The following is a 24598-nucleotide window of genomic DNA, read 5'->3' on the forward strand; positions in this document are numbered from 1 at the left end:
AAGGCCCGGGTCAGGCCCCCGCCCAGCGCTCCGGCAGCGTCGGCGAGAGGATGTACCCGCCCTCCAGCGTGCCGAAGATCTCCGTGCGCGCCGGCCCCCAGTGCCACGCATACAGCGCGATATAGGCACAGAACACCGCGTCGATCCGATCCTCGTGGTTTTTCAGACTTCTGCCGCGCAGGGGGGTGATATCGGTGCCCAGCAGCGTGTCCAGACCGTGCAGAGGAGGCTCGGCCGTCTCCAGCGCCTTCAGGTGGGCGTGCAGCTCGGCCCAGGCGCCATGCAGGATCACCTTGTCCTGGCCCTTGTTCTTGTATTTCAGGGTGCGGGCCAGCCCGAACAAGGAGACCATGGCCGGGTGCGGGTAGACCTCGACCACGCGCCGGGCCTGCTCGCCCGCCACCAGACGGGGGTCGTGCACGAAACCGCGCTCCTCCAGCGCCGCCACCAGCCGCTCGCCGCGCACGCTGCCCGAGGCGTCGCCCACCCGCCGGCGGTTGGTGGGGTGGGCGCCCGCCTGAAAGCGCCCGAAGACCGCGCCCAGGTCGGCCTCGGCTGGTCGCCGCCCGGTCTCGTTGGGCACCCTCAGCGGCGCGTCGATAGCGACGATACAGCCCGGCCCCGCGTGCCGGTCGAGGAAGGCCAGCACCTCGGCGTCATCGCCCAGCAGGGCCGCCTCGCTCAGGCGACCACCCCCACCCTCCAGCGCGACCACCGCGCCGCCGGAAGGATTACGCACCGACCACGCCAGATCCAGCCCGATGAAGTTCAGTCCGGCTCCCACCCCGCCGGCGCCAGCTCGAAGCCGCTGAAGCGGAAGCCGGGGGCCACCACGCAGCCCACCAGCGTCCAGTCGCCCAGCGGGCGCGCACTCTGCCAGGCGTGGGCCGGCACGATGCCCTGGGGCCGCTCGCCGCTCAGGAGGTCGGGGCCCAGGCGCACGGTGCGAAGCTCTCCCCCCTCCCCGATCGACAGTTCCAGCGCTTCGCCCGCGTGGTAGCTCCAGATCTCGGTGGCATCGACCCGGTGCCAGTGCGAGACCTCGCCGGCGCGCAGCAGGAAATAGATGGACGTGCAGACGGGGCGGCCATCCACCACCCGCTCGTCCTCGTGGATCTGGACATAGTGGCCACCTTCCGGGTGGGGCTGCATGTGCAGTTCGCGGATGATCTCGTCGGGGGTCACGCTTTCTTCCGCCACTGGTTCGCCCGTTCGTTCCGGGCGGCCTTCTCGGCGGTCTCCAGCACCCGTTTCTGTCGGGTGCCGTCGGTCTTGGCCTGCACGATCCATTCCAGGATGCCGCGCTGGGCCGAACGGGGAAAGGCGTCCCAGAAGGCTTGGGCGCCGGGCCGGGCGTCCAGCGCCAGACGCAGATCCGGCGGCACCTCCAGCGCGTCCACGGCGTCCAGCTTCGTCCACGAGCCGTCCCGGATGGCCGCGTCGATCTTCGCCTGCCCGGCGGGCGCCATCAGGCCCGCGGCCTGCAGCCGCCCGATCTTCTCCTTGTTCACCGCGCTCCAGCCGCTGCCCACCTTGCGGGGCGCGATATACAGCCCCGTGCGCTGGTCGTCGATCTGGCGGGGTCTGGAGTCGATCCAGCCGAAGCACAGCGCTTCCTCCACCGCATCGGCCAGACTCAGGTTGGGCACCGGCGCGGCCTTGCGGCGCAGCACCAGCCACACGCCGCCGGGCCGGGTGTGGTGCGCCTGCAGCCAGGCCCGCCAGGCGGCGCGGGAGTCCGGCTCGAAGTGGTCGTCCGACAGCGGCGCGCTCATGCCTTCAGGATGCCACTTCAGTCCGGGCGGACGGGTCTGTAGGTGCTCTGCACGAAGCCGCTGGGAAAGGTGCGGGTGTCGATATGCTGCAGCCATAGATCCGCGTCCAGGGCGCCGAACAAAGGGAGGCCCGACCCGATCAGCACCGGAATCCGCGTGACGATCAGTTCATCGATCAGGCCCGCGCGCAGAAAGGCCTGGATGGTCTGGCCGCCGTCCACGTAGACGCCGCGCGCGCCCTGCAGCGACCGGGCCAGCACCTCGACCGGGCCGGGATGAATCTCCACGGGCTGGCTCAGGGTGGCCGCGTCCAGCGTGCGGCTCAGGACGATCACGCGCTTGCCCGCGTAGGGCCACGGCGAGAAGTCCCGCGCGGTGTCGAAGGTGCCGCGCCCGATGACCATGGTATCGACCCGCGCCATGAAAGCGTCATAGCCGTGATCCTCGCCCACCGGCGGGGGCGGACTTGTCGGCTCTGCGCCGGGCAGCCAGTCCAGTTCACCGCCCGGCCGCGCGATGAAGCCGTCGAGCGAGGTCGCGATGTAGACGAGGAAGGGCATGGAAGAGTCTAACCATCCAAAGGTCAAACCGTATAAAAAGAGTGGCCTCAGCCCTATTCGACGGTTCGACCCTTAGACGGGCCCGCAGAGCCCCTAGATCGAGCCCTCGAAACGGTCGCGGTAGACCACGTAGGCCAGCCCCAGGGTCGCCAGGGTGCTGACCAGACTGCTCAGGCCGTAGCTGATCAGCGGCAGGGTGATGCCGGTCAGCGGCAGCACGCTCAGGGCCGCGCCCACGTTCTCGATGACCTGAAAGCCGATCTGCCCGAGCACCCCGGCGAAGAGCAGCTGATCCTGCAAGCGGGGCGATTCGGCCGCCATGCCCGCCAGCCCCCAGAACAGCAGGGCGTAGAGCGCGAGCACCACCACCCCGCCCACGAAGCCCTGCTCCTCGGCCCAGGTGCTGAAGGCGAAATCCGTGTGCGCCTCCGGCAAAAAGCCGTTGTGGGACTGGCTGCCCTGTTTGTAGCCCTTGCCCTGCAGGCCGCCCGAACCCACCGCGATGGTGCTCTGGATGACCTGATAGCCGGCCCCGCGCGGGTCTTTGTAGGGATCGAGGAAAATGGTCAGGCGTTTTTGCTGGTAGGGCTCCAGGTGCGGGTAGAGCACGGTGGGCACCGCCGCGCCGACCACCAGCAGGGCCACCGCGGCGTGCCACCAGGGAATGCGCGCGGCCAGCATCATCACGCCGAACATCACGCTCAGCACCAGGGCGCCGCCGAAATCCTGGAGCACCACAAGCCCGACCGCCGGCAGGAACACCGCGAACGCACGCAGGTAGGTACTCAGCCCCTTGTAGCCCTCGTGCAACGCCGCCGCCAGCATCAGGATCAGGGCGAACTTGAGGATTTCCAGCGGCTGGAACTGGATTGGCCCCAGCAGAATCCAGTTCTGTTGCCCGTTCACCTCCTTGCCGATCACGAAGGTGCTGGCCTGGAGCAGCAGCGCCAGCCCGAACAGCCACGGCGCGAAGCGGTAGATGCGGTCGCGGCCTGCCCACCACAGCAGCGCGATCGGCGCGGCCGCCAGCACCACCCCGACCAGCTGCTTGGTGAAAATGCCGCTCGACGCCCGGGGCGACAGGGCGGCCGTGCTCACCGTCATCAGGCCCACCACCAGCAGGGCGGCGATGACCAGGGGAAAGCGGAGATCGTATTTCATGGGGCGATCCTCAGGATCTGTGTCCTGGGGAGCCGGGCGAGGGAGGCGGTCACCCCTCCAGGCTAATTCAGACGGCCATGAAAAGCGTCAACCCTCAGGTGGAGGAACCGGCCTCAGCGGGGCCGGGGCGGGGTACCGCGCTCGTCGAGCGGGATGTTCGCCATCAGCACCATCACGTCGCCGCGCTGCTCGATGTCGACCGAGGAGTTGCCGGTGGGGAAGTAGCGCTTCACCACTTCCAGCAGGTCGTTGCGCAGGGCGTCCACCTTGCCGGGCGGAATCTGCGCGCGGTCGTAGGCCAGCACCAGTTCGAGGCGGTCTTTCAGGGTTTCCTTGGTGCGCCCCCGCTTCATCCAGGAGAACATGTCAGGCGCCCCCGAACCAGCGGCGCAGGGTGGCCATGAAGCCGGCGTCGTCGTCGAACTTGGGATAGGGCACGTCCTCGCCCTTCAGGCGCCGGGCGGTGTCCAGGAACGCCGCGCCGGCGCGGGTCTTGCCCAGCACCGCCGGCTCGCCCACGTTGGTCGAGACGATGATGCCCTCGTCCTCGGGCACGATGCCGATAGGCTTGACCCCCAGGATGTCGAGGATGTCGGCCTCGCTGAGCATGTTGCCCGAGGCGACCATCTTGGGCCGAAGGCGGTTGATGACCAGCCGGATCTCGTTGACCTGCTGCGCTTCGAGCAGCCCGATGATGCGGTCGGCGTCGCGCACCGAGGAGACCTCCGGGTTCACGACCACCAGCGCGCCCTCGGCGGGGGCGGCGGCGGTGCGGAAGCCCGACTCGATCCCGGCCGGCGAGTCGATCAGGATGCGGTCGAAGCCCTCGGTGGCGATCAGGTCACGCACCACGCCCTTGAAGACCTCGGGATCCAGGGCGTCCTTGTCGCGGGTCTGGGAGGCGGGCAGCAGGAACAGGTTCTCCACGCGCTTGTCGCGGATCAGCGCCTGACTCATGCGACATTTGCCCTCCAGCACGTCGATCAGGTCGAAGACCACGCGGGATTCCAGGCCCATGACCACGTCCAGGTTCCGCAGGCCCACGTCCACGTCGATGACAGCGACCTTCTCGCCCAGTTTGGCCAGCCCGGCCCCGATGTTGGCGGTGGTGGTGGTTTTCCCCACGCCACCCTTTCCCGACGTGACGACAATGACCTTCGCATTCATGATGCTGGGCAGTGTACCGCGTCCGCGCCGCAGACCCCGGCGCCTGACCTATGCCTCTGCCGCCGGTGGCCGCCCACCGGCGCTGGGCAGCGCTGCGCGCCTCGGGACGTCCGGCACTCAGAAGGCCGGGCTTCAGACGTCCGGCAGCCCCCGCACCACCAGATCCGGGGGCGGGATGATCAGCAGGCGGTCGATGCGCTGGCCGTCCACATCCACGACCTCCATCTCCCAGTCCTCCACCCCCATGGTCGCGCCCACCTGCGGGAAGTCGCCCAGCAGCTGCAGCACGTAGCCGGCCAGCGTGCTGAAATCCTCGCGCTCCAGCAGCGGCAGTGGCAGCGTGCGGCGCAGCTCGTGCATGGGCAGGGCCGCGTCCACCAGGAAGGAGCCGTCCTCACGGCGGATCAGCGCGTCGGCGTCGGGGGACGCGCTGTCCACGCCGGACAGTTCGGAGAGCAGGTCGGAGATGGTGAGCAGGCCGCTGAAATCCCCGTACTCGTCCACGACCACCGCCAGCCGGACATGCCCCTCGCGTTCCATGCGGGTCAGGGCGTCCTCGGCCCAGGCGGACTCGGGCAGGTACAGCGCGGGCCGCACCAGCCCCTCCAGCGGCTCGCCCGTGTGCAGGGCCCGCAGCACGTCCTGCACGCCCAGGTAGCCCATGATCTCGCCCGTCTCGTCGCGCACCGGATAGCCCTCGTGCCCGCTGCGCAAGACCTCGGCGGCGGCGTCCTGGGCCGAGCCCCGCAGCGGCAGGGTCACGGCGTCCACGCGCGGGGTCATCAGGTCGCGCACCCGGCGGTCGTTGAAGCGAAGCACAGAGGCGATGCGTTCGCGCTCGGTCTCCTCCAGCGACCCGCTCTGCGCCGCCTGCGACACGATGGCGCGCACGTCCTCCTCGGTGATCACCTCGCGGGTCTCGCCGCGCATCCCCAGCAGCGCCAGCAGGCCGCGCGTGGTGATGTCCAGCAGCCACACGACCGGCCGCGCCACCCGACTCAGCCCCGCGAAGAAGGGGGCCACCCGCGCCGCCAGCCCTTCCGGGTCGCGCAGGGCCACGGCCTTGGGGGCCAGTTCACCCAGCACCAGCGACAGGAAGGTGACCATCAGCACGACCACCACGCTGGCGGCGGTGGGCGCCGCGCTGCCCAGCAGGGGCCTGAGCAGGGTCTCCATGTAGCTCGTCAGGGTGCCGCCCGCGAACACGGCGCTGATGGTGCTGATCAGCGTGATGCCGATCTGCACGGTCGCCAGGAAGGCGCCGGGCCGCTCGCTGAGGCCCGCCGCTACCCGCGCGCCCCGTTCCCCGCGCGCCGCCGCCGCCTCCAGCCGGGAACGCCGCGCCGAGACCACACCCAGCTCGGAGGCCGAGAAGAAGCCGTTGAAGACCAGCAGCAGCACGAGAATGCCGAATTCCAGCAGAGGATTGCCCACGGTTCAGAGTGTACGGGCGGTGCCCGGGCAGCCCGGAGGTTCCTCAGGATTTGGGAAAGGCGGAGGTCACCACGGCCGGACAGGGGGGCGTGTGGAGGTTCGGGTGGATGCCCTTCCGGGCGGATGTAACTTCAGTCCTTCCCTGCCCCGCCCGCACCCTGTACACTGGCCGGCTGGAACCTCCAGGCCCTCAGGGGCGTGTCGACGGGTCATGGCGCGCCCCCGCGTGCCGGGGAGTAACGATGACGGACGTGGTAACAGAGCCCGCAGCAGTGGGCACGCAGCACAGTGGCAGACGGGTGGGCTTCATCTCCCTGGGCTGCCCCAAGGCCCTGGTCGATTCCGAGCGGATCCTGACCCAGCTCCGTTTCGAGGGTTACGAGGTGGCGCCCAGCTACGAGGACGCCGACGCGGTCATCGTGAACACCTGCGGCTTCATCACGCCGGCGGTGGAGGAAAGCCTGAGCGCCATCGGCGAGGCGCTGGAGGCCACCGGCAAGGTCATCGTGACCGGCTGCCTGGGCGAGCGCCCCGAGAAGATCATGGAGCGCCATCCCAAGGTCGCGGCGATTACCGGCTCGGAAGCCGTGGACGACGTGATGGGCCACGTGCGGGCGCTGCTGCCCATCGACCAGGGCGCCTTCACGGGCCTGCTGCCGGTGGCGGCGCCGGGCATGCGGGCGGGCGCCGGGCAGCCCACATCGCAGCCGGAGCGTGAACTGACCAAGCACGGCGACGTGTTCGCCCCCTCGGTCAAGCTCACGCCCCGGCACTACGCCTACGTGAAAATCGCGGAAGGGTGCAACCACACCTGCTCGTTCTGCATCATCCCCAAGCTGCGCGGCCTGCAGGTCTCGCGTGACGCCGGCGCCGTGCTGTACGAGGCCTACCGCCTGATCGCGGGCGGCACCAAGGAGCTGATGATCATCTCGCAGGACACCAGTGCCTACGGGGTGGACGTGCGCTACCGCGAGTCCGAGTTTCAGGGCGGACAGGTGCGCGCCCACCTGAGCGACCTGGCCGTGAAGCTGGGCGAGATGGGCGCGTGGGTGCGGATGCACTACGTCTACCCCTACCCGCACGTGGACAGGATCGTGGAGCTGATGGCCCAGGGCAAGATCCTGCCGTATCTGGACGTGCCGCTGCAGCACGCCTCGCCGAAGATCCTGAAAGCGATGCGGCGGCCCGGCGCGGGTAAACAGCTCGACACCATCCGGCGCTGGCGCGAGATCTGCCCGGAACTGGTCATCCGCTCGACCTTCATCGTGGGCTTTCCCGGCGAGACCGAAGACGATTTTCAGGAGCTGCTGCAGTTCCTGGAGGACGCCCGCCTCGACCGCGTGGGCGCCTTCACCTACTCCGACGTGGACGAGGCCGACGCAAACAAGCTGGCCGACCCGGTGCCGCAGGAGGTCAAGGAGGAGCGGCTCTCGCGCTTCATGGAGATCGCCCAGCGCATCTCCGCCGAGAAGCTGGCCGAGAAGGTCGGCACGGTCATGGACGTGATCATCGACGAATTCAACGATGAGGAGGACGACGCCCCCGGCACCCGCCTGATCGGCCGCACCAAGGGCGACGCGCCGGGCATCGACGGGCAGGTCTACCTGTTCGCGGGCGAGCTGGCCGGGCAGGTCAAGATCGGCGACATCGTGAAGGCCCGGATTGAAGACAGCGACGAATACGACCTCTACGGCGAGGTGGTGGAGAAGCCCGAGTGGAGCCCCAACGTGCCGCAGCTCGGGCACTTCGGCGGGCATTGAGCCGGCGGGGAGTAATGTCGGCGCGGCGCGAACCCCTCAGTCACACCTTCGGTGCCAGCCCCTGGGGGGGCACCAAGGGTTACTCTCGGCTCCCCTCAAGGGGAGCTGGCCGCGTAGCGGACTGACTGGTACAGCTGCGGAGCAGAGGGGTCGCCTTCCGCGCAACCGTCGACCACCCCTCCTGCTCCGTCCGCCCCCCAACCCCCCGCAAGCTCCCTGTAAGGCCGCCCCCTCTACACTCCCTGGGTGACTCCCGACGCTCTCCTCGTGATCTTTGCCGGCGTCTTCGGACTGCTGGTGGGGTCGTTTTCCAACGTGCTGATCTGGCGACTGCCGCGCCGGGAGAACATCGCCTTTCCGCCCAGCCACTGCCCGAACTGCGACCACCGGCTGGGTGTAAGCGACTTGGTGCCGGTCTTCTCCTGGCTGGCGCTGGGCGGGAAGTGCCGCTACTGCCGCGCGCCCATCAACAGGCGCTACCCGGTCGTGGAACTCCTGACCGGGCTGGGCTACGCGACCATCGCCGGGCTGTTCCCGCCGCTGACGGTGGGCTGGGGCGCGCTGGGCCTGATGCTGCTGTTCACCCTGCTGCTGGTGAGCAGCGCGATCGACCTCGACACCTACACCATTCCCGACGAGCTGACCCTGCCGGGCGTGGCGCTGGCCCTGGGCTTCGGCTTCCTGAACGGCCGCGCCGGGGCCGAGGGCCTGCCGGACTTCGCCGGAGCGGTGAACGGCGCGCTGCTGGGGGCCGGGCTGCTGGTCGCCATCAATCAGTTCGGTTCGTGGGTGCTGCGGCGCTTCCGGGAGCGGCTGTACCCGGAATTTCCCATCGGTTACCAGCAGATCAGCCTGGGCCTGCTGGCCGGCGCGTGGCTGGGGCCGTGGTGGGGGGCGGGCGTGGGCCTGCTCTCGGCAGGGCTCAATCTGGCCCTGCGCCGGGTCATCCGGGTTCCCGAAGCGCTGACCCTGGGCGGCCTGCTCCTCACCCTGGTGCTGGGCAGCGCGGGCATGGGCCCCGGCATGATCCTGATGGTGCAGGGCGCCCTGGCCGCCGCCGGCGCCGTGTCGCTGGTTGCTGGCCTGTACTGGTGGCTGCAGCGCGAGCCCGAGGCCGAAGAGGACAGCGCCCACACGACGGTGGACGACCGCTACGACGCCAGCGCGATGGGTTTCGGCGACGTGAAGCTGGCCGCCGTGATCGGCGCCTTCCTGGGCTGGGAGCGCCTGCTGGTGGCGCTGGTGGTGGCGGTCTTCGCCGGCGCGATCCTGGGCCTGCTCCAGCTCGCCCTGAAGCGCGAGAACCGCGTGAAATTCGGCCCCTACCTCGCGGTGGGGGCCGTGGTGGCGCTGCTGTGGGGCCAGGGCTGGATCGAGGGCTACCGGACGATGCTGGGACTGTAAGGAGCAGATGGCTCAAGGCAGATGGCAGATGGCTAAAGCTCTTAAAGCCATCTGCCATCTGCCCTCTGCTTACATCATCTTGACAGCGGTGCAGCTCACGCCCGCGTCGGCCGGGGTGCCGTCGGCGCCGCTGGCGGTGTGGATGTTGAAGTAGGTGGCGTTCATGACGTCGGCCGCTGCGACGCTGCCGCTCAGGGTAACCATGCCCGCGGCGTCGGACTGGGCCACGATCTTGGAGCTCATGATGGGCGCGCCGCCCGAGGCGCAGGGGTCAGTGCTGGCCGCGCCCTGCACGTGGTAGTGGGCCACGTAGTAGGTGTTGGGGGCCAGACCCATGACCATCGCCTTGGTCATGACCATGGTGGCATCCTTGGTCACGCTGACGGTGCCGCTGGAGTTCAGGGCGCCGCCTGCGGGCTGCTTGGCCAGGGTGTAGTCCATGGGCTTGGCCATCATGGACATTGAGCAGGCGCTCAGGGCGACGGCGAGGGCGGACAGGGACAGGATTTTATGCATGGTGACCTCCGGAAAAGAGTCGGGTGACGCGGCGTTGAATTGTGAACAGGTGAACGTCTGGCAGTGTGGCCTCGGCCCCTCCCTGGGAGTGTTCGCCCGCTCGCTTTGTGACGGCTTGCTGAATGAACGGTGCAGGAGTCGGCCCCCACGCGGGCCGCCGGAACGCGGCCACCCAGCGCACACCATGAGGACAGGAGCTGGTGGTTATACTCGGTCTAATCTTCAGTTCCCGAGTTCCCCGTGAGGTGTCTATGGCTCCTGCTCCACCCGTTTCCCCCGAGATCCAGGCGCTGCTGGACGCCCAGCGGGCCTGGCGCTGGTCGGCGGCCCAGACCACCGCGCCCCAGCGGCAGGCCATCCTGCGCCGCCTGCACGACGCCGTGAAGGCCCACCGCGCCGAGCTGGCCGGCGCCCTGCAGCGGGATCTGGGCAAGAGCCGCGCCGAGGCCGAACTGACCGAGATCCATCCGGTGCTGGAGGAGATCCAGCACATGATCCGCCGGCTGCCGCGCTGGATGGCCCCCCGGCGGGTCGGTACCCCGCTGATGCTGGTGGGCTCCAGCAGTGAGGTTCGCGCCCAGGCGCGCGGGGTCACGCTGATCCTGAGCCCCTGGAACTACCCCGTGAATCTGGCACTCTCGCCGCTGGTCGCCAGTCTGGCGGCGGGCAACACGGTGGTGCTCAAGCCCAGCGAGAAGGCGCCCCACGTGGCCCGCGCCCTGAACGCCCTGCTGAGCAGCGTGTTCGAGCCCAAACTGGTGGGGGTGGTGGAGGGCAGCGCCGAGGTGGCCCAGGCGCTGACAGGGTGGGGGTTCGACCACATCCTGTTCACTGGCAGTGGCGCGGTGGGCCGGCAGGTCATGGCTGCCGCCGCCCGGAACCTGACCAGCGTGACCCTGGAACTGGGCGGCAAGAGCCCGGCGATCATCGACGCCAGCGCCGACCTGCAGCTCAGCGCCGAGCGGATCGCCTGGGGCAAGCTGCTGAACGCCGGCCAGACCTGCGTGGCGCCCGATTACGTGCTCGTGCCCGAGAGCCTGCAGGGCGCCTTCGTGCTGGCGATGGGCAGCGTGATCGCGCGGCGTTTCGGCGACACAGCCTGGCTGCGCGCCGGGCCGGACTACGGACGGATGGTGGACGAGCGCTCGGTAGAACGCCTGGAGGCCCTGACCCGAGAGAGCACCGAGCAGGGGGCGCGGATCGTGCTGGGCGGCGAGTTCGACCCGGCAGGCCGCTTTATCTCGCCGACCCTGGTGGCGGATGTTAGCGACGAGATGCCGTTGATGAAGGAGGAGCTGTTCGGCCCGGTGCTGCCGGTGCTGACCTACCGCACGCTGGACGAGGCCCTGGAGCGCGTGCGCCGACGCGACCCGCCGCTGGCCCTGTACCTGTTCGCGCAGGACACGGGCGTGATCGAACGGGTCAAGCAGCAGACGACCAGCGGCGGCATGGTCGTCAACGGCACGGTCATCCACCTGACCAACCCCAACCTGCCCTTCGGCGGGGTCGGCCCGAGCGGCATGGGCGCCTACCACGGCGAGACCGGCTTCCGCGCCTTCTCGCACGAGCGCTCGATCATGCACGAGGGCCGCGCGAGTTCGGTGCGCTTCACCTACCCGCCCTACGGCCGCCCGGTCATGCGGCTGGCCGCCTGGGCGCTGCGGGCCCTGGAACGCCAGACCGGCCCGCGCGACTAGTGCAGAACCTGACAGGTGCCATCACGGCCGGGGGCCAGTCGCGCCGCTTCGGTTCGGACAAGGCGCTGGCGGTGTGGCAGGGAAAGACGCTGCTGGAACACGCCGCCGCCAGCCTGGAGGGATGCGCGCCGAAGCTGTTGATCGCCCCGCCGGGAAAGTACGAGCTGAGCGGCTGGACGACCATCCCCGACACCCGCCCCGGGCAGGGCCCGCTGGCCGGACTGGAAGCGGCCCTGACCCACGCCCCGGACGGCTGGGTGGCGTTCGCCGGGGTGGACATGCCGGGGCTGACGCCGGGGTACTGGGGGGCGCTGGCGGGGGCCCGGACGGACGGGGCGCAGGCGGTGCTGGCGCTGGATTCGGATGGACGGGCGCAACCACTGGCGGCCCTGTACCACACCGACCTTCTGGGTCACGTCACGGCGTTGCTCGACAGCGGGGAACGCCGACTGAATCTGGCGGCGCCGGAGGGGCAGACGGTGCGGGTGCCGGGGCTGGCGGCCGGGTTCTTCCGGAACGTGAACCGGGTGGGGGATCTGAACGGATCGGCGAACGGCTGATGTGAGGAGGGGCGGCATGGAAGCGCCCCCTACACTGCTCCTATCCACCCCGGAGGTTCCCCATGACACGAGCTACTCCCCTTGCCCTGAGCCTGTGCCTGCTGCTCGCCTCCTGCGCGCCCGCGACCGTCCAGACGGCGGCGGGGCCGCAGACCATCTCCGTGATCGGCGGGGTGGGCTACAGCCTGTCGAACCGCGTGGCGCTGGAGAATCTGACGTCCGAGACCCCAGACGACGCGGCCATCACCTTCACCGCCTGCCAGGGCGGAGCGATCCGCGCCGCCGACGTGCGGAAGTACGGCGCCGAGGTGGCCCTGAAGGCGTGTCAGCAGGCGGTTCAGCGCTCGACCGATGCCCAGACGGGTTTCCAGACGGTCAGCCTGATCCTGGCCCCGGTCGTCGTGGTCGGGACGTACTTCATCTTCAAGGCCCTGAGCTGCGTGTTCTCGTTCGGCAGTGCCGGCATCTGTAAATAGCGCCCCTCAGTGCGGTGTCCCGGGCTCACCGTCCAGCTTCGGCAGCCCGTACAGGTGCCACAGGGCGTCCACCCGGCGCACCACGTCCGCGTCCATGACGATCTTGGGCGGCCAGGGGCGCACGAAGCCTTCCTCGGGCAGCTTGCGGGCGCCGTCCCAGGCCAGCAGGGCGCCGGTCTGGATCACGTCGCGCTCGGGGTCGATGTTGTTGAGGATCGTCCACCACACGTCCTGGATGTTCTCTACGTCGGTCTGGTCGTCGCAGATCAGCAGGTGGCGGATACCGGCGGCGGCCGGGTGCGCGGCGAAGGCCTGGGCGAGGGCCTGGGCCTGACCGGGGCGGGTCTTGTGCAGGGCCACCAGCCAGTAGCCATCCGGGGTCTGGCGCTGGGCCAGCACGCCCTCGAAGGTGGGCAGATCGGCGCTGGCGTGCGGGGTGAAGACCTCCGGGGCGAGGTCGCCCGCCTGGTCTTCCCGGCTGCTCTGGGCGCCGCCCACCTCTTCCGGGCGCTTGGTGGTCGCGTCGATGATCAGCTTGCCGCCGTAGCCCCAGCCCCGGCTGGAGTGGTCGAGCACGTCGGTGGGGCCGCGCGTGACCAGGGTATCGCGGCCCGGCACGGCCCTGGCGCTGACCTCGCGCCACACGGCCCCGAAATCATTGACCTGCACCCCCTCGTCCACGACCACGATCACCTTGGCGAACATCATCTGTCCCAGGCCGAACAGGCCGTTGGCGACCTTGTAGGCCTGCCCCGGATAGCTCTTCTTGATGCTCACGAACACGAGGTTGTGCGCGACCCCGGCGGGCGGCATGTGGTAGTCCACGATCTCGGGGATGATCAGCTGCGCGGCGGGCAGGAACAGCCGCTCGGAGGCCTCGATCAGGTAGGCGTCCTCCATGGGCGGGCGGCCCACGATGGTCGCCGGATAGACGGGATGTTCTCGCATGGTCACGGCGGTGACGTGAAACTGCGGGTACAGGTCGGGCAGGGTGTAGAAGCCGGTGTGGTCGCCGAAGGGGCCTTCCACCACCCAGTCCTCGGTGGGGTCGACGTAGCCCTCCAGGATGAACTCGGCGTTGGCGGGCACGTCCAGACCCACGGTGATGCCTCTGGTCACCGGGTAACGCTGGCCGCGCAGGTAACCGGCCAGGGCGAACTCGTCCAGGCCCGGAATGGGCGGCAGCGGCGCCGTGGCGGCGTAGATCAGCGCTGGATCGCCGCCGATGGCGACCGCGACCTCCAGGCGCTGGCCCAGCTTCTTCGCCTTCTCCAGATGCTTCGTGCCGGTCTTGTGGCGCTGCCAGTGCATGCCGGTGGTGTTCTTTGTCATGACCTGCACGCGGTACATGCCCATGTTGCGCTCGCCGGTCTCGGGGTCTTTCGTGATGACCAGCGGCAGGGTCACGAAGGGGCCACCGTCGAGCGGCCAGCACTTGAGCACCGGGATCTTCGAGAGATCGACCTCGTCACCGCGCCACACGACCTGCTGCACGGGGGCGTTACGAACCCGCCTGGGGGGCAGGTTCATGGCGTCGCGCAGCTTGGGGAGGTTGCTCAGCATCCCGCCCACGCCGCCCGAGCCCTTGAGGTCGATGAGCGCCCGCACCTTGGCGGCCAGATCGTCGAGATCAGAGACGCCCAGCGCCAGGGCCACGCGCTCGCGGGTGCCCAGCAGCCCGATGACGACCGGATAGTCGCTGCCCCGGACGTTCTCGAAGAGCAGGGCCGGGCCGCCTGCCTTGACCATGCGGTCGGCGATCTCGGTGATCTCCAGTTCGCGGCTGACCGGGGTCGCCACCCGCACGAGTTCGCCGCGCTCTTCGAGCAGGCGCATGAAGGACTGAATCTCCGGGAAGGCCATGCCCGGAGTCTAGGGGCGGGGGGCCGGGTCAACCGTACCGGAGGCTGAGATCGCTCGGAGTGGCCACCCCGTCAGACCAGCGCGGGGGGCGAGTCCTGGGGCGCCGGGCGCGCGGCCGTGAGTTCCCGCAGCACCAGCACCCGGCGCAGGAAGGTCGCCGTGTCCACGGTCTTGCGCATGGGGGCGGGGCCGAGCAGGCGAATACCCAGCGGGGTGCGCCGCAGCCGGCCCAGCGTCTGGCGCGCGGCGGCCCGCCAGACCACCCCCCGGGGCGTGGGGGTCAGGCCCATGAGCAGGCCGTGGATGACCTGCGGGGGGATCAGCTCGTCCAGCGGGCTGGACTGGGCCTGCACTGCCTCCCACACGACGCCGCGCTGCCGGATCAGCTCCAGCTTCCAGTCGGGCACGTAGCCCAGCGAGCGGGCCAGCGGCACCTGCATCAGCTGTGGATCGAGCTGCTGCAGGGCCCGCCTGAACAGCATCTTGCGGGCCAGCAGCTCCAGCGGAATGCGCCCGATGAAGTCGAGCAGGGCGCCGTCCAGGTAGGGCAGATGCACCTCGGCAAGGTGGCCGGCATAGCGGTCTCGCCAGGGCAGCAGCGAGTGGGCCACGTTCACGTCCAGCATCAGCGCGACCTCCAGCTGGTAGCCGCCGGGACACCGCCCGGGCCCGGCGCCGGCCTGCACGCGCATGGTCTCCAGCGTGGCGTTCCAGGAGTCGCGCAGCGCGGCGTAGGTCGGTTCCGGCAGGCTACCCCGCAGCCAGGACAGCACCTCGAAGGACGGCGGCACCTTCTGGCGCAGGAATTGATCGGCGCGCCCGGTGAGCGGATGTCCACTGAGGTCGAAGGCGTGATCCCCGACAAACACGTCGCTGGGGTTCAGGGCGGCGAACTCGGCCCAGGCGTCGGCCTCGTCGCACAGGGGCGCGCCGCCGCCGCCCCAGGCCACGTTGCGCCGCAGGTGGGCCGGCAGGTCGCCCCGGTAGGCCTGCAAGACGGTGTGCTGCACGCCGTACTGGGCGGCCAGCCGCGCCGCCACCTGCGGATCGCTGCCCGCCGCGCGCCGCGGCAGGGCGTAGGAGAAGGTCTGGAACTCCCGGCCGCTGTCGGCCATCAGGCGCAGCAGGCCGCGCGAATCGTAGCCGCCGCTGAGCGACAGGAAGGGGCGCGCGCCGCTGGCCGCCATGCGGCGTTGCGCGGCGCCGCGCAGCAACTCCACGAGTTCCGCCTCCAGCTCGGCGCTTGGGCGCAGGTCGGTCGCCTCGCCCATGTTCAGGGGCCAGTATCCGTGCGCGCACAGGCCCTGGGGGCTCAGCTCGTGCACGCAGGCGCGGCGCAGGGTGCTGACCCCTTCGTAGAGGCTCAGGCCGGTGGTCAGGTTGCCCTTGGTCAGAAAACTGCTGACCCCCGCCACGCTCAGCGGGCGCTCCCGCAAGGGCGTCCAGTCGGGCCGGGTCGAGATCAGCACCCGCTCACCCTCGTGGGCTGCGTAGAGCGCGTGAGACCCCGTGCGGTCGGTCACGGCCAGTACCCGTCCGGCGCGTTCATCGAGCAGCAGCGCGGCGAACGAGCCCTCCAGGTGGCGGGGGAACTCCGCGCCGTGGCGCTGGTACAGGTCGAGCAGGCCGCCGGGGCCGGTGCCGTACAGACTGCCCTTGAGCAGCACCAGCAGGCCCGCCTCCGGGCGGCCGAAGACCGCCGTGTCCGCCGCCCGGAAGCGCACCTGCCAAGGCCCGACTGTCCGGGCCAGCGGGGCGAAACCGGGCGCCTCAGGCCAGGGAGCGGGCGGGTCGCTTCTGTCCAGGCTGGCGAAGAAGTCAGTTCTCATTCAGGGCACCGGGCGGGCCAGCGGAGCGGACGGCACGGTCGTCAGGGACAGGGGACGTGGGCAGGCGCTCCCGACCTTCCCGGTGAGGATGGGCCAGCCGGAAGCCACCGTGACACTGGGTTCATTCATGGAACACCCCCGGCGGCCAGCCCTGGACAGAAGTGGGCACCCGGGGCGCGATCCTCCTCCCGGAGCCCTCAAGACCTCTGAACTTCCTGAGCAGGCGGACGGATCTGGTAGTCGATGGGCCCGAAGCTGCCGTTGTTGCTGCCCTCCGCCGAGCAGGCGGTCAGGCCCACGATCAGATCCATCTCGGCGCGCAGTTCCAGGCGCTGGCCGGCGGTCGAGCGCGGCGGGCCGATCCTGAGCCGGCCACCCTCTCCGACCACCACGTTCATGAAGATGTTCAGGGTGGTGGGGATCTGATCGGGCTGAATGCCGAAAGGTTCAAAGGCCCGCAGCAGATTGGAAAAACAGCTGGGATGCCCGTCGGCGGTGCCCGGCGGGTAGAGGATCTCGAAGGTCTCGGTCGAGCAGGGCGTCAGCAGGAAGTCGTGCTGGCCGACATCGTCGCGCAGCAGCGTGAACATGGGCCGGCTGCGGTTGGAGTACAGGACGTGTCCAGTGGTGAGGGAGATGGTCTCGTTGTAGTCGAAGGTGCGCCCGGAGGACAGCCATTCGCTGGGGGTGTCGGCCGCGAACGCCATCAGGTCGGACACCTGCTCACCCTGGGGGTCGATGACCGCCAGCACCTCGCCGCGCTTCAGGGTGAAGCCGGCGCCACTCTGTTTCGGGATGCGGTACACGGGGGGCTCAGGGATCATAAAAGGTCGAGGGTCATGGAGGCTCCGGGGTCATGGGGTGGGGGCTCAGCCGTGGCCGAAGGGGCAGCGGGCGCCCGGGGGGGACTCCGGGACAGCCACGGGCTCGTCGGGAAAAGGCGCCACCCAGTCGGCCTCGACTGCCCGCCCGGAGTACTGCCGGGCCTCGGAGGCCTCGCCGTGGTTGGCGAGGGTGGGGTTCAGGCTGCCCTGCAGCCGCAGTTCCCGGCGGCGCACCGCCCGCTGCAGCAGCTCGAAGCGGCCCCGGTCACGCAGGGCCTGGAACTGCCGGTGGGCGTTGAAGACCAGCGCCGGGTACGCGAAGGTGCGCGCCACGCGGCTGCTGTGCGGGTGCAGGCCGATCACGAAAAAGCCCCGGCCGTTGAACGAAAACCCGAACTTCGGATCGGTGGGGTCGGCGCTGATTTCGGAGCTGTAGGGCTGGGGGTCGTGGGCGTGCAGGGCCCGCAGCTGCGCCCAGAGCCGCTCCTCGAAGCCGTGTTCGTCAGCGGGCACGCGTCCGCCGAAGACGGCGATCATCGAGGTGAAGCCGGACTGCATGGCGTCCTGATGGCCGCAGAAGCGCGCGAGGTCGCGGGCCAGGGCGGCGCCCGCCTCCGGGCTGCCCAGTTCCCTATAGCAGCCCAGCGCGTAGGTGCTCGTGTTGAGGGCCGCCCTGGCCGCCACGCAGGAGAAGTCCGGCGCGAGGATCGTCGCGAGCAGGGCGCGGTGAACCTGCCGGGCGAAACCGGTCACCGGGCCGTGGTCAGCCTGCAGCCGGCCGCCGCGCACCAGGTGGTAGGAGCTGGGCCGAGGATCGGCAGGGGTTCGAGCGTTCGTCATGAAACACTCCGGCAGGTCGAGGAGCGGCGACTGAAGGCCGCTGGTCAGGCTCCGGAACCTGGGAGCTGTGGCCCTGTCATCTGCCCATCATAAGGGAAATGACAGGCAGGTGAGAGACCGCTCAATACCGAACCGGCGGCGACAGGCATGGAACGGCAGGCGGGTCAGGCTCCGGCGCGTCGTTCCGTCAGGCCGTCCCATCTTCTTTCGCCCGGATGCCTCTTGCCGCCCCGGCGCCGGCGGGGGCGCTCCGGCTCACGACCAGCAGCCAGCCGGCCCCCAGCACCGCCGCCAGCACCGAGGCGATCAGGATGCCCAGCTTGGCCTGGGTCAGCAGCGCGCCGCCCTCGAAGGCCAGATTGGACACGAACAGGCTCATGGTGAAGCCGATGCCGGCCAGGATACCGGCGCCCACCATCTGCGGCCAGGTCACCCGGCGGGGCAGGGAGGCGACCCCCAGGCGCACCGCCAGCCAGGCGCCCCCCACGACCCCCAGCGGCTTGCCCAGCAGCAGCCCCAGGACGATACCCAGAGAGATCGTTCCCAGGCCGCCGGCCGTGACGGTCACCCCCGCGTTCATCAGGGCGAAGACCGGCAGCACCGCGAAGGTCACCACCGGGTGCAGGGCGTGTTCCAGGCGGTGCAGCGGGCTCTGGGCGCGTTCCAGCAGGTCTTCGAGGTCACGCAGGCGGGCCCCGACCTGTTCGCCCCGGCCGGGCCGGGCGGCGTCCGTCAGCGAGGCCAGGTAGCCGGCCGGTTCAGGCCGGCGGATGGGAATCGCCAGCGCCAGCAGCACCCCGGCGATCGTGGCGTGCAGCCCGGACTGCAGCACGAACACCCACAGCAGCGCCCCCAGCACCCCGTACACCTTGAGGCTGGAGACCCCCCGGCGGCCCGCCAGCAGCGCCGCGCCCCAGGTCAGGGCCGCCAGCGCCAGCGCGCCCAGGTTCAGATCCGAGGTGTAGAACAGCGCGATCACCAGCACCGCGCCCAGGTCGTCCACGATGGCCAGGGCGGTGAGAAAGACCTTGAGGCCCAGCGGAATGCGCGAGCCCAGCAGCGCCAGCACCCCCAGCGCGAAGGCGATGTCGGTGGCCATCGGCACGCCCCAGCCGGCCGCCCCGGGGCCTCCCGCGTTCAGCAGGGCGTAGAGGCTGCCCGGCACGAGCATTCCGCCCGCCGCCGCGCAGGCCGCGAGCGTGGCGCGGCGGCGCGAGGCGAGTTCCCCGATCAGCAGTTCGCGCTTGATCTCCAGGCCCACCAGCAGGAAGAACACCGCCATCAGGCCGTCGTTGACCCAATGTTCCAGCGAGAGCCCCAGGCGGGCGTCTCCCAGGCTCAGGGTCAGATAGGTCTCGCGCAGGGTCTGGTAGGCCCCCTGCGCCGGGGAATTGGCCCAGACGAAGGCGATCAGGGCGGTGCAGACCAGCAGCAGGCCGGCGAAGGCCTCGCTCTGGACGAAGCGGGCGAAGGGCGAGGCGGCGGGAGTGGGGGGGGACATGAGACCTCCTGGGAAGACGGGGGGACATAAACAGGATGGAGCCCGACATGCGGACTCCACCAGGTCAGCGTATGGTCGCTGGAACCGGCCGCTCACACGGCCTTCTTTGGAAGGAGTCTAGCACGGGTCACCGGTCGCCGAAAGTCGTTGCTCTTGACAACGATCCTCACCCGAGCTTAACGTGGTGCCATGACCGTTGTCACGGACAACAATACGACCGAGCAGACGACCGGCGAACTCCTGCGCTCCGTGACCCGGCTCTTTTCCACGCTGCAGCAGCAGAACTTCGCCTGCTGCGACGTGAACTCAGCGACCCAGTGCTCCATTCTGACCACGCTGCGGCGTGGGGGCGGGCAGACCCTGAGCGGCCTCACGCGCGCCCTGAACCTTGATAAAGCCTGGCTGAGCCGCAGCACCGACGATCTGGTCACGCAGGGACTGATCGTGAAGGCCCCGCATCCCAGCGACCGCCGCGCGCTGCAGCTGGAGCTGACGGAGGCAGGCCGGGACGCCGCCCGTGAGCTGGACGACACCCTGAACGCTCAGGCCGCGCGGGTGCTCTCCCGGCTGGGCCCGGCGGATCGGCCCCAGGCGGTGCGGCTGCTTGCTGCCCTGGCAGGCGCCCTGCAGGCTGAGCTAAACGGCCCGGACGCTCTCACCTGCTGCGCCCCAGAGAGCTGAATGCGTGCCCTGACGTCCACTGACCTGGGCGCTACCCAGGCCCTGCTGAGGTCACTGAACCTGCCCACCGTGGGCGTGCAGCCGGAGGGCTTCGTGGTGGCCGAAGAGGACGGTGAAGTGGTCGCGCTGGCCGGGCTGGAGGTTCACGGCAGGGTCGGTCTGCTGCGCTCGGTGGCGGTGCGGCCGGAGCAGCGCTCGCGGGGAGTGGCGCGGCGTCTCGTGGAGCACATCATCCAGCGCGCCCGCGACGAGGGTCTGGGCGACCTCTACCTGCTGACCACGACCGCCGCCGGCTATTTCCCCCGCTTCGGCTTCCAGCCCCGGCCGCGGTCCCTGGCCCCCGCCGCCCTGAACGCCTCGCCCGAGTTCCAGGGCGTCTGCCCCGAGTCCGCCACGCTGATGCACCTGCCCCTGGAGGAGATCCCCATGCCCGCGAACACTGCGCCCGCACCCGTCCAGCCCATCCCCGGCCTGAATGAGGGCCTGAGCACCGCCGACCTGCTGGACGCCCTGCGCGCGGCGCCCCAGCGGCCCCTGGAGTTCTGGCTGGAGGGCCGGCCCCTGGTGCCGCCCGGCTACCACACCACCGAGATCAAGGCGGTCACCATCGAGGCGATGGACTGCGGCGGCAGGGCGGCGGCCTGGCGCGAAACGGTGATTCAGCTGATGGACGGCAGCGCCGAGGAGGCGCGGGCCGGGTTCATGTCCACCCGCAAGTTCCTGGCAATCTACGACCGAGTGGCGAGGCACATCCCGGTAAAGGGCGAGGCCGAGGTGCGCTTTGAGTACGGCAACGCCCTCTCCCCCGCCCTGCAGTACCACGTGCTGCGGGTCGAGGCCCAGCTGGAGCGGGTGGTGGTTCACCTGCGGACACCGGGCGTGCAGTGCAAGGCCCAGGACGCTTGCGGGACGCCGGCCAGCGCCCAGGCCGGGGCAGCACAGGCCGGAGCCGACGCCTGCGCGCCCGACACCGGCTGCTGCGCGCCGCAGAGCCCCGTCCAGCTCGGCTGAGCCGGCGATGCTCCGCCGCCACCCGGAGAGGCTCCGCCAACACGGGGCAGCGGTCTGGGCGCTGGCCGGGCTGAGCACCGTGGGCTACGGGGCGCTGTACTACGCCCAGCCGCTGCTGGCGCTGGCGACCGAGCAGGAACGCGGCTGGACGCGGCTGCACACGTCCTCGGCCTTCACGGGGGCGCTGCTGGTGACCGCGCTGGCGGCCCCCCTGGTCGGACGTCGCCTGGACCGGCGGGGCGGCCGGAGCCTGCTGGGCGGCGGGGCGCTGCTGGGGGCGCTGGCCCTGGCGGCGCTGACCATGCACCTGCCGTTCGGGCTGTTCCTGGCCGCCTGGGCGCTGGCCGGGCTGGCGATGGCCCTGAGCTTCTACGAGGCGACCTTCACCGTGCTCCGCCAGGCGCTGCCCCCCGAACGGCGCAGCGCCGCCACCCTGACCGTGACCCTCGTCGCCGGACTCGCCAGCACGGTCTTCGTGCCGCTGACGATGTGGCTGCTGGGCCGGGTGGGGCTGGACGGCGCCCTGCTGGGCCTGAGTGGCCTGCTGGCCCTGGCGGGGATGGCGTGCTGGCTGGCGCTGCCCGCCGGGGCTCCCCTTCGACCCGGCTCGCCCCCACCCAGTCCGCCGCCCGTTCAGGACGCAGCGGCCCTGCACGCTCCCGGCGCCACCTTCCAGCGGCTGGCCCTGGCCTTCACGGCGGCGCGGATCGCCTCCGTGGGGGTCGGCCTGCAACTGGTGCCCGCGCTGCTGGCCGCCGGCCATGCGCCGGCCCTGGCCGCCGCGCTGACCGGGCTGATGGGTCTGGCCGCCCTGCCCGGCCGCCTGCTGTTCCTGCCGCTGCTGCGCCGCCTGGGCAGCGGGCCGCTGACGGCCGCCCTGCTGCTGGCGATGGCCGGCGCCGCCGCGCTGCTGGGCTCTCAGCCATCCGGGCCGGACACCGCCCCCTGGGCGCCGGCCGCGCTGGGCATCCTGGTCTTCGGGATGGCGAACGGCGCCCTGACGCTGGCCCGCGCGGAGCTGCTGGCGCAGCACTTCCCGCCGGAGCAGTTCGGCACCGTGAACGGCCGGCTGGCCCGCCCGGTCAATCTGGCCCAGGCCTTCACGCCGCTCGGCATGGGGGCGCTGTTCAGCCTGAGCGGCGACTACCACGCGCCCCTGCTGCTGTGCGCCGGCCTGGCCGGCTGGGCGGCGTGGACGCTGCGGCCGGTGCGCCGACCCACGCTGGCAACTGCCCCTGCGGAGTGAGCGGACGCTACACCAGGGCACAGCGATGCCGTCCCACACGCATCCGAGCGTCCGCCGGCCCCGCTGACCCCCAGCTGACTTCAGGATGAATGAACGGCGTGGGCCCTGCTCATCTCAAGTTGACAAGTTTTGTATACTTTTAAACCATTGTGGGCAGCAGACGACCGCCCCCCGTTCCCAAGGAGTACGACTCATGACCAGACACCTGATCCTGCGGGGCGCCCTCGCCCTGAGCACCGCCACTCTGGGCAGCACCAGCCTCGCCGCCGCCCCCACCACGCTGACCAAGGGCACGCTGAAGATCGGCATGGAGGGCACCTACGCGCCCTTCACCTACAAGGACGAGAGGGGCCAGCTCACCGGCTTCGACGTGGACATCGCCCGCGCGGTGGCGGCCAAGCTGGGCCTGAAGGCCGAGTTCGTGCTGACCGAGTGGAGCGGCATCCTGGCCGGGCTGCAGGCGAACAAGTACGACGTGATCGTCAATCAGGTCGGGATCACCGCCGAGCGGCAGAAGAGCATCGGCTTCAGCGCGCCGTACGCGTACTCCTCGCCGCAGATCATCGTCAAGAAGACCGGGGCGGCGTATGGGAGCCTGGCCGATCTGAAGGGCAAGCGCGTGGGCGTGGGTCTGGGCAGCAACTTCGAGAAGCAGCTGCGCGACGCGGGCGGCATCAACGTCGTGACCTATCCCGGCGCCCCCGAATACCTGGCCGACCTCGCCGCCGGGCGCCTGGACGCCGCATACAACGACCGCCTGCTGGTGGGATACCTGATCAAGTCCCAGAACCTGCCGGTGCGCGGCGCGGGCGTAGTGGGCGATCCCGAGCCCGTGGGCATCGCGGTCAAGAAGACCAACACCGGCCTGAAGACGGCCATCGACCGCGCCCTGCTACAGATCAAGGCCGACGGCACCTATGCCAAGATCAGCCGCAAGTGGTTCGGGCAGGATGTAAGCAAACCCTGAGGGCTGTGAGCTATGAGCTCTGGGCTATGAGCAGAGAGGATGTTCCTCAGAGCTCATAGCCCAGAGCTCATGTGCCGCCCGGAGGGGGAATGAACACCGAACAGCTTCAACTCGTGCTGCAGAGCGCCGTGCAAGCCCTGCCGACCCTGCTGGCGGCCACGCCGGTCACGCTGGGCTACGCGCTGGCGGCCATGCTGTTGGGGCTGCCGCTGGGCTTTCTGGTGGCCCTCTCAAGGCTCTCGCGTTTCGCGGGCCTGCGCGGGGCCAGCAGCCTGTTCGTGTCGTTCATCCGGGGCACGCCGCTGCTGGTGCAGATTTTCGTCATCTACTACGGCCTGCCCAGCCTGGGGATCACGCTGAATCCGGTCGCGGGGGGGATCATCGCGCTGACGCTGAACGCCGCCGCTTACCTCTCGGAAACGATCCGGGCGGCCATCCTGAGCATCCCCAGAGGCCAGCGCGAGGCGGCCACCAGCCTGGGCCTCAATCCGTCCCAGACCATGCGGCTGGTCGTGCTGCCGCAGGCCGCGCGGGTGGCGCTGCCCAGCCTGAGCAACACGCTGATCGGGCTGGTGAAGGACACCTCGCTGGTTTCGGTGATCACGGTGGTGGAGCTGCTCAGAAGCGCCCAGCTCGTGATCGCGCGCACCTTCGAGCCCTTCGGGCCGTACCTGGCCGCCGCGCTGATCTACTGGGCCATCAGCTCCCTGCTGGAAGTGGTGCAGCGCGTGCTGGAACGCCGCTTCGCGCGGGGCGGCTGAGGTCGTATGGAGTCCGTCCTTTCTTCTGCTCTGCTTCGCCGCTCTGCGAGCCCCGGTCGAACCCCAGACCGACGGGCCTTGAGCGGAGTCCCTCTCAGGTGCCGGGTTCGAGCGGGACGGGCTCCACCCGACGCTTCCCCTGCGCCATCCAGGCGCGCAGTTCCGCCAGTCCGTCGTCGCTGAGGTCGCCCGTGGCCCGTCCGCCCGCGTCCACCGTCCACCCGCGCCGGTTGGCGTCCTGTGGCAGCCCCTCCAGGCGGTAGCGACCGGGTTCCACAGAGCCGCGCAGGGTGGCCGTGACGACGTTCGCATAGAACTCCTGCTCGAAGCGCCGGCGCATCCGTTCCTCGCGGCCGTGATCCGTGCCGGAGATGCCGAAGAACAGGAAGAAGGCCCCGAAGTCGATGAAAGGCCGCAGGCGGCGCCGCCGAACGGTGATTGCGCTGAGTTCCACGGTCGGTTCCACAGACGGCATGGGGCCGAGTGTATCCGTCCTGCGCAGACGCCTGCCCTTCCCCGCCCCGGAACGTGAGCCCGCTCCCTCTTAAGGCGGACGCCGCCCCGG

General features: G+C 70.2%; 26 protein-coding genes. 10 read left to right on the plus strand and 16 right to left on the minus strand.

All coding sequences use genetic code 11. The features are described from left to right. Positions 1 to 10: 10 nt before the first annotated feature. The 8 genes from CVO96_RS05600 to CVO96_RS05635 form a co-directional block, all read right to left on the minus strand. Entirely contained in the window at positions 11 to 784 is a 774-nt protein-coding gene (locus CVO96_RS05600; protein ID WP_243398177.1) for a DUF429 domain-containing protein, read from the minus strand. Next, positions 769 to 1185: a cupin domain-containing protein gene (locus CVO96_RS05605; protein ID WP_243398178.1), complete on the minus strand. Its 417-nt coding sequence runs from the start codon at positions 1183 to 1185 to the stop codon at positions 769 to 771. The genes CVO96_RS05600 and CVO96_RS05605 overlap by 16 nt, the downstream gene beginning before the upstream one ends. Then, positions 1182 to 1775, minus strand: a complete 594-nt coding sequence (locus CVO96_RS05610; protein WP_103311269.1) for a YdeI/OmpD-associated family protein — start codon at positions 1773 to 1775, stop codon at positions 1182 to 1184. The genes CVO96_RS05605 and CVO96_RS05610 overlap by 4 nt, the downstream gene beginning before the upstream one ends. 17 nt (positions 1776 to 1792) lie before the next feature. After that, positions 1793 to 2335: a dihydrofolate reductase family protein gene (locus CVO96_RS05615; protein ID WP_103311271.1), complete on the minus strand. Its 543-nt coding sequence runs from the start codon at positions 2333 to 2335 to the stop codon at positions 1793 to 1795. Between the two features lie 93 nt (positions 2336 to 2428). Then, positions 2429 to 3496, minus strand: a complete 1068-nt coding sequence (locus tag CVO96_RS05620; RefSeq protein ID WP_103311274.1) for an FtsW/RodA/SpoVE family cell cycle protein — start codon at positions 3494 to 3496, stop codon at positions 2429 to 2431. A 113-nt stretch (positions 3497 to 3609) separates the two neighbouring features. Continuing rightward, positions 3610 to 3861, minus strand: coding sequence for a cell division topological specificity factor MinE (gene minE, locus CVO96_RS05625; RefSeq protein ID WP_103311276.1), 252 nt, complete (start codon positions 3859 to 3861; stop codon positions 3610 to 3612). Position 3862: 1 nt separating this feature from the next. Continuing rightward, positions 3863 to 4663 (minus strand): septum site-determining protein MinD, encoded by an 801-nt coding sequence (minD, locus tag CVO96_RS05630; protein ID WP_103311278.1) that lies wholly within the window; start codon positions 4661 to 4663, stop codon positions 3863 to 3865. A 132-nt stretch (positions 4664 to 4795) separates the two neighbouring features. Then, entirely contained in the window at positions 4796 to 6097 is a 1302-nt protein-coding gene (locus tag CVO96_RS05635; protein ID WP_103311281.1) for a hemolysin family protein, read from the minus strand. 242 nt (positions 6098 to 6339) lie between these two features. Here CVO96_RS05635 and rimO point away from each other — a divergent pair, with 242 nt between their 5' ends. Next, positions 6340 to 7857 (plus strand): 30S ribosomal protein S12 methylthiotransferase RimO, encoded by a 1518-nt coding sequence (rimO, locus tag CVO96_RS05640; protein ID WP_103311283.1) that lies wholly within the window; start codon positions 6340 to 6342, stop codon positions 7855 to 7857. A gap of 246 nt (positions 7858 to 8103) precedes the next feature. Further along, positions 8104 to 9261, plus strand: a complete 1158-nt coding sequence (locus CVO96_RS05645; protein ID WP_103311285.1) for a prepilin peptidase — start codon at positions 8104 to 8106, stop codon at positions 9259 to 9261. A 69-nt stretch (positions 9262 to 9330) separates the two neighbouring features. Here CVO96_RS05645 and CVO96_RS05650 read toward each other — a convergent pair whose 3' ends face one another. Continuing rightward, complete coding sequence (locus CVO96_RS05650) at positions 9331 to 9777, minus strand: superoxide dismutase (RefSeq protein WP_103311287.1); 447 nt, start codon at positions 9775 to 9777, stop codon at positions 9331 to 9333. Positions 9778 to 10028: 251 nt separating this feature from the next. On the opposite strand from CVO96_RS05650, the gene CVO96_RS05655 reads away from it, so the two are divergent. The 3 genes from CVO96_RS05655 (at position 10029) to CVO96_RS05665 (ending at position 12510) form a co-directional block, all read left to right on the plus strand. After that, positions 10029 to 11474 (plus strand): aldehyde dehydrogenase family protein, encoded by a 1446-nt coding sequence (locus CVO96_RS05655; RefSeq protein WP_103311289.1) that lies wholly within the window; start codon positions 10029 to 10031, stop codon positions 11472 to 11474. Next, a complete protein-coding gene (mobA, locus tag CVO96_RS05660; RefSeq protein ID WP_103311291.1) occupies positions 11474 to 12034 on the plus strand; it encodes a molybdenum cofactor guanylyltransferase in 561 nt (186 codons plus the stop codon). Before CVO96_RS05655 ends, mobA begins: the two co-directional genes overlap by 1 nt. 62 nt (positions 12035 to 12096) lie before the next feature. Then, positions 12097 to 12510 carry a hypothetical protein gene (locus CVO96_RS05665; protein ID WP_103311294.1) on the plus strand — a complete coding sequence of 138 codons (414 nt, stop codon included), beginning with the start codon at positions 12097 to 12099 and terminating at the stop codon, positions 12508 to 12510. Between the two features lie 6 nt (positions 12511 to 12516). Here the strand turns inward: CVO96_RS05665 and CVO96_RS05670 are convergent, their stop codons facing one another. The 6 genes from CVO96_RS05670 to nhaA form a co-directional block, all read right to left on the minus strand. Then, complete coding sequence (locus tag CVO96_RS05670) at positions 12517 to 14373, minus strand: menaquinone biosynthesis decarboxylase (protein WP_103311296.1); 1857 nt, start codon at positions 14371 to 14373, stop codon at positions 12517 to 12519. A 71-nt stretch (positions 14374 to 14444) separates the two neighbouring features. Continuing rightward, positions 14445 to 16202, minus strand: a complete 1758-nt coding sequence (locus CVO96_RS05675; RefSeq protein ID WP_103311298.1) for an asparagine synthase-related protein — start codon at positions 16200 to 16202, stop codon at positions 14445 to 14447. Continuing rightward, on the minus strand, positions 16203 to 16331 hold the full coding sequence (locus CVO96_RS21575) for a hypothetical protein (protein ID WP_279326997.1): 129 nt from the start codon (positions 16329 to 16331) through the stop codon (positions 16203 to 16205). Positions 16332 to 16399: 68 nt separating this feature from the next. Beyond that, positions 16400 to 17026, minus strand: a complete 627-nt coding sequence (locus tag CVO96_RS05680; protein ID WP_103311300.1) for a DUF1989 domain-containing protein — start codon at positions 17024 to 17026, stop codon at positions 16400 to 16402. Between the two features lie 45 nt (positions 17027 to 17071). Then, on the minus strand, positions 17072 to 17866 hold the full coding sequence (gene gntA / locus CVO96_RS05685) for a guanitoxin biosynthesis heme-dependent pre-guanitoxin N-hydroxylase GntA (RefSeq protein ID WP_165795214.1): 795 nt from the start codon (positions 17864 to 17866) through the stop codon (positions 17072 to 17074). A 187-nt stretch (positions 17867 to 18053) separates the two neighbouring features. After that, entirely contained in the window at positions 18054 to 19367 is a 1314-nt protein-coding gene (nhaA, locus tag CVO96_RS05690; protein WP_103311302.1) for a Na+/H+ antiporter NhaA, read from the minus strand. 189 nt (positions 19368 to 19556) lie between these two features. Here nhaA and CVO96_RS05695 point away from each other — a divergent pair, with 189 nt between their 5' ends. The 5 genes from CVO96_RS05695 (at position 19557) to CVO96_RS05715 (ending at position 24033) form a co-directional block, all read left to right on the plus strand. Next, positions 19557 to 20048, plus strand: coding sequence for a MarR family winged helix-turn-helix transcriptional regulator (locus CVO96_RS05695; protein ID WP_103311304.1), 492 nt, complete (start codon positions 19557 to 19559; stop codon positions 20046 to 20048). After that, the gene (gene arsN2 / locus CVO96_RS05700) at positions 20049 to 21059 is read left to right on the plus strand and encodes an arsenic resistance N-acetyltransferase ArsN2 (protein ID WP_103311306.1); all 1011 of its coding nucleotides are present in this window, start codon (positions 20049 to 20051) and stop codon (positions 21057 to 21059) included. It abuts the gene before it with no gap. A 7-nt stretch (positions 21060 to 21066) separates the two neighbouring features. Continuing rightward, a complete protein-coding gene (locus CVO96_RS05705; protein WP_103311308.1) occupies positions 21067 to 22305 on the plus strand; it encodes an MFS transporter in 1239 nt (412 codons plus the stop codon). 193 nt (positions 22306 to 22498) lie between these two features. Continuing rightward, complete coding sequence (locus CVO96_RS05710) at positions 22499 to 23272, plus strand: transporter substrate-binding domain-containing protein (protein WP_103311310.1); 774 nt, start codon at positions 22499 to 22501, stop codon at positions 23270 to 23272. An 89-nt stretch (positions 23273 to 23361) separates the two neighbouring features. After that, on the plus strand, positions 23362 to 24033 hold the full coding sequence (locus tag CVO96_RS05715; RefSeq protein ID WP_103311313.1) for an amino acid ABC transporter permease: 672 nt from the start codon (positions 23362 to 23364) through the stop codon (positions 24031 to 24033). 94 nt (positions 24034 to 24127) lie between these two features. On the opposite strand, the gene CVO96_RS05720 is transcribed toward CVO96_RS05715, so the two are convergent. Continuing rightward, positions 24128 to 24508, minus strand: coding sequence for a hypothetical protein (locus tag CVO96_RS05720; RefSeq protein WP_243398179.1), 381 nt, complete (start codon positions 24506 to 24508; stop codon positions 24128 to 24130). Between the last annotated feature and the right edge of the window lie 90 nt (positions 24509 to 24598).

Source organism: Deinococcus koreensis (assembly GCF_002901445.1).
Taxonomy (GTDB): Bacteria; Deinococcota; Deinococci; order Deinococcales; family Deinococcaceae; genus Deinococcus; species Deinococcus koreensis.